The sequence below is a fragment of the Streptomyces sp. genome, from assembly GCF_035563135.1.
Taxonomy (GTDB): domain Bacteria; phylum Actinomycetota; class Actinomycetes; order Streptomycetales; family Streptomycetaceae; genus Streptomyces.
On sequence record NZ_DATMVN010000186.1, the window covers coordinates 1 to 4096 of the forward strand.

The window sequence follows — 4096 nt, forward strand, 5'->3', positions numbered from 1 at the left end:
GTCCACGTGGTCCGAGACGCCGTCCGAGACGAGAAGGAGCAGCGGGATCTCCTCCGGAATCTCCACGAGCCGGCAGGTCGCCCACCCTGCCTGCGCGAGGCCGAGCCGGGCGTAGTCGTCGTACTCCTCGACGAGCTCCGGCGCGTATCCGCGTCGTCCGCGCAGATAGCTCCCCATTCCCGTAGCTGTAGGCACGTGCATCGCCGATCCAGTGCACCGCACTCGGCCGGCCCGGCTCCACAGAGGCGTACACGGCGCTGGCATGCGGGGGAACGTCGTACGCGTACGCCATCCGGCCACCCGTGACCAGACCGGCCAGGCCGCCCTCGACCATGCCCATCTGAGTGATCACCGCAGGCACCGTCGCGGCATAGCGCACGATCTCCTCACCGTGCCCCGCACCATCGACGACGGCGGCGCACACGCGGCTGCCGCGACGCTGGAAGTCCGCTCCGTCAGCGCACGGCGACTCGGTGCCCGGCCGTCGCGCCAGCCCCACCATCACCATCTCGGACGCCTGAGTGAGCATCGTGTCCATCTGTTCCTCCTTCGGGTCCGGGCCCCGACGGGCCCGCCACCTATACGCCGCCGGGCAACTACTTGGCGCTAAAGAGGGTTGGACAGCGAAGTTGAGGCGAGTGGGACGCGTGGGACGAAGCCGTCCGCGGCCGCATCAGGCGTGAGCCGTCGGCGGGCCGGGGATGCGCACCGGCCCGGTCCTCCGGCCAGGAACACAGGACGCAACCCGGTGGGACGGACGAGCCGTGGCCAGCAGCCGTCGCGGGGTGCCAAGCCGCCTCTTCCGCCGTAGTGCCCGGCGCCAGCCGACGTCGTGGTGATGCAGAACACACCGATGCTTCCAAGATTCTTTGTCGGTTTCGCTGCCCGCCGCGCCCGAAGAGTGAAGGCACCACCCCGTACGCAGTCGGAGGACTCGATGATCCCGCCCCAGACGTCTCCCCAGACCAAAACCTGCCGCGCGCAGGCCACGCTGACGGCCCAGGAGACGCGCTACCTCAATGCCCTGCCCGACGCCGACTTCACGGCTGACGCACACCCGCTCGGCTGCGACTTCGCGGCGCACCCGCGAGAGACGCGGCACGCGGCCTGCGCACAGATGCAGTACACCGGCGCCGGAGAACTGGTGTTGTGGTGGCTGCTGTGGGGCGAAGACGGCCACCGCGAGATCCGGACGGCTCCGGGGTGCCGCAGGCATGTCGTTGACGAGACATGCCTCCTTATCGAGGACCACCCCGGCGCCTGCGATCAAGACTGTGGCTGGAGCCGTGAAGAACTGAAGAAGGCGTGGGAAGCGACCATGCCGCCCAGGGCCTGACGGACTCGAGCTGGATGGCGGACTGGCCCCGGGCGTCTTCGCTACTGCGGCGGCCCCGGGTAGCCGGGCTGCGCCGGGTACCCGCCGGCGCTGGCCGGACCGGGGGGCCATGCGTCCTGGGGATGGCCCGGGTGGCCGCCCGTCGGGGCGGTCCGCCTTGGCTGGGAGAACCCCTCGGCGACCAGGGCGCACAGGGTCAAATAGGCCTCGCGGACCTTGGGCCGCATCAGGTCGAGGTCGATCTCAGCGCCGGCTGACAGATGCTCGTCGAAGGGAACCGCGACAACCCCGCGGCAGCGCTCGCTGAAGTGCGCGACGATGTCCTCCACCTTGATCATCCGGCCCTTCTCCCGTACCCCGGAGACCACCGTGAGGCTGCGCCGCACCAGGTCGCCGTAGCCATGGGCGTTGAGCCAGTCCAGAGTGGTGCTCGCGCTGGACGCGCCGTCCACTGAGGGCGTGGCGACGACGATCAGTTGGTCGGCCAGGTCCAGGACGCCGCGCATCGCGCTGTAGAGCAGACCGGTGCCCGAGTCCGTCAGGATGATCGGGTACTGGGCTCCCAGAACGCCTATCGCCCGCCGGTAGTCCTCGTCGTTGAAGGTGGTGGAGATGGCCGGGTCGACATCGTTGGCGACGATCTCCAGACCGGACGATGCTTGCGAGGTGAAGGCCCGGATGTCGTGGTAGGTACGCAGAGTTGGAATCGCCTGCACCAGGTCGCGGATGGTGGCTCCGGTCTCGCGGCGCACGCGCCGGCCGAGCGTTCCGGCGTCCGGGTTCGCGTCGATCGCCAGGACTCGGTCTGCCCGTTCGCTGGCCAAGGTGGAGCCCAAGGCGGTGGTCACGGTCGTCTTGCCGACACCGCCCTTGAGACTGATCACGGCAATCCGGTAGCAGTCGCGCACCGGTGTGCGGATCACCTCGAGCTTGTGCTGCAGAGCGGCGTCCTCCTTCGCACCGCCGAGCCGGAACCGCGAGGGCCGGGCGCCCGGGCGGCTGCTGCGGGCCTTGTTCCGGCCGTCGCGCAGCAGCCGGTCCGAGGACAGCTCGGTCGCCGCGCTGTGTCCCAGCGGTGCCGCCGGGGCAACGGGGTTCCCGACCGGGGGAGCAGTCGAAGAGGCGGCCGTGGGGTGGGAGAAGGGCGCCACAACAGAGCCCGGAGCAACCGGTGCCGCAGGGGAGTAGCCCGGCGCCGCGGCCTGTTCCGGATACGCCGGATGAGCGGGGGCGGATCCCGCAGCCAGGTATCCGGGCACGGCCGCCGGTGCCACCGGCGGGGGATACCCGTAGCTCGGGCCTGACCCGGCAGGCGCGGCGGGCGAATACCCATAGGTGGGCGCGGCCACAGGCGCCGCTGGGCCGGGCGGGCCGGGCGTGACGTATGGCGCGCCACCCTGCGGCCCGGGCTCTGGTGCCGGGGCGTACCCCTCGGGCGCCGGGACCTGCCCGGCCGGGAAAGCCGCAGCGGGGGGCGGAGCGGCGCTCTGCAGGTCAGCGAACAAGGCGGGCGGGGCGGGGAACACCCCGCCGTCAGCGCCGTGGACCGCCCCTGCAGGGGCGGGGACCGTCTGCTGTACCGGTGGCGCAGGCGAGGGGACCGGCTGCGGTGCGGCTACTTCGGCCGAGCGCGCAGGAGCGGGAGCCGCCGTAGGACCGGCGAGCGACTGGGTGTACCAGCCCGCCGGGGAGGTGTACGGGAAGTCGGAATCCCCGCTGGCACCGGACCAGCCCACGCCGGCTCCGGGCCAGGCCGTGGCCGCATCCTGGTCGCTGTGCACGCTGCCTCCTGATGATCGACACCGCCTCGCGCCGAGAGGCGCACACGGATCTGCTGCCGCGCGGGCGCGCGGCACGGGCAAGCCGCGGGCCGACGACCGGGGAAGAGGGCGGCGGCCTGCGGGGGTCAGAGGGGGGTCACGCCGAACGGCCGGACGGGCCACGGCGCTTGGCCTTCCGCTCCGCCTTCTCGGCGTCGGCGGCCCGCTGCAGCGCCCGGAAGGTACGCCCTCCCTGGCGAGACTTGAGATGGGGATGTTGTTGGCTGCGATTCCGAGCGTCTCCGGTCCGTACACCGCACGCAGATCCGAAGGAGTCTGCGAGGTGTAACCGGCGTCCTCGAGCGAGATCTCGTCGGGAAAGACATCGGCGTGGTGATGCAACAGCGGGTCGATCAGATCGTCCTGCGTCCCGCCGTAGCTGTATCGCCAGCGGAAGTTGGCAGGCGGATCGGGGCGTACCCACCGTTCGAACAGGGCGACTTGCTTGGTGTAGCTGTAAAAGATCATGTGCTCGGCGGACCGGAAGATCCGCAGCCATGCCTGGAGGTACGGCAGCGACCAGTAGTCGCCTGCGTCGTGGACCCGCACGTGCACGGGCTGGTCGTCGGCGGAGCGGTAGCGCCGGTGCTGCAACTCGGCGGTCATCTGTTCTTCCCAGCCCGGCAGATCATCGATGACGTACTGCAGATTGCGCTGGTGCGCGCCGAGTACGTTGCGGAACTTGTAGGTCCCAGCCCGCGCGTAACACAGGTCAGCGCAGACGCCGGCGGTCGGACAGGCGTTGTACTCACGGCCGTCGGGAAGAGTGCCTTCGTGGGCGGGCAGCGTCCATCGGTAGATGCGCTCGGACGCGCAGCCGGAGCGCATCACGGTCAGCAGGAACCGGGGCCTGGAGGGTACCGGATGCTCCCGGGCAGCCGGTACCGGTGCGTCCGTCACAGAGACCTCCCGAAGGACGAGGGCGAACAAGAGCTGAAGT

The 4096-nt window shown here is 70.6% G+C and carries 2 protein-coding genes; one reads left to right on the top strand and one right to left on the bottom strand.

Going from position 1 to position 4096, the window contains the following annotated elements; genetic code table 11:
* Positions 1 to 937 precede the first annotated feature (937 nt).
* Complete coding sequence (locus VN520_RS08120) at positions 938 to 1336, top strand: hypothetical protein (RefSeq protein ID WP_325746173.1); 399 nt, start codon at positions 938 to 940, stop codon at positions 1334 to 1336.
* A 41-nt stretch (positions 1337 to 1377) separates the two neighbouring features.
* Here VN520_RS08120 and VN520_RS08125 read toward each other — a convergent pair whose 3' ends face one another.
* Positions 1378 to 4056 (bottom strand): GP88 family protein, encoded by a 2679-nt coding sequence (locus tag VN520_RS08125; protein ID WP_325746174.1) that lies wholly within the window; start codon positions 4054 to 4056, stop codon positions 1378 to 1380.
* Positions 4057 to 4096 lie beyond the last annotated feature (40 nt).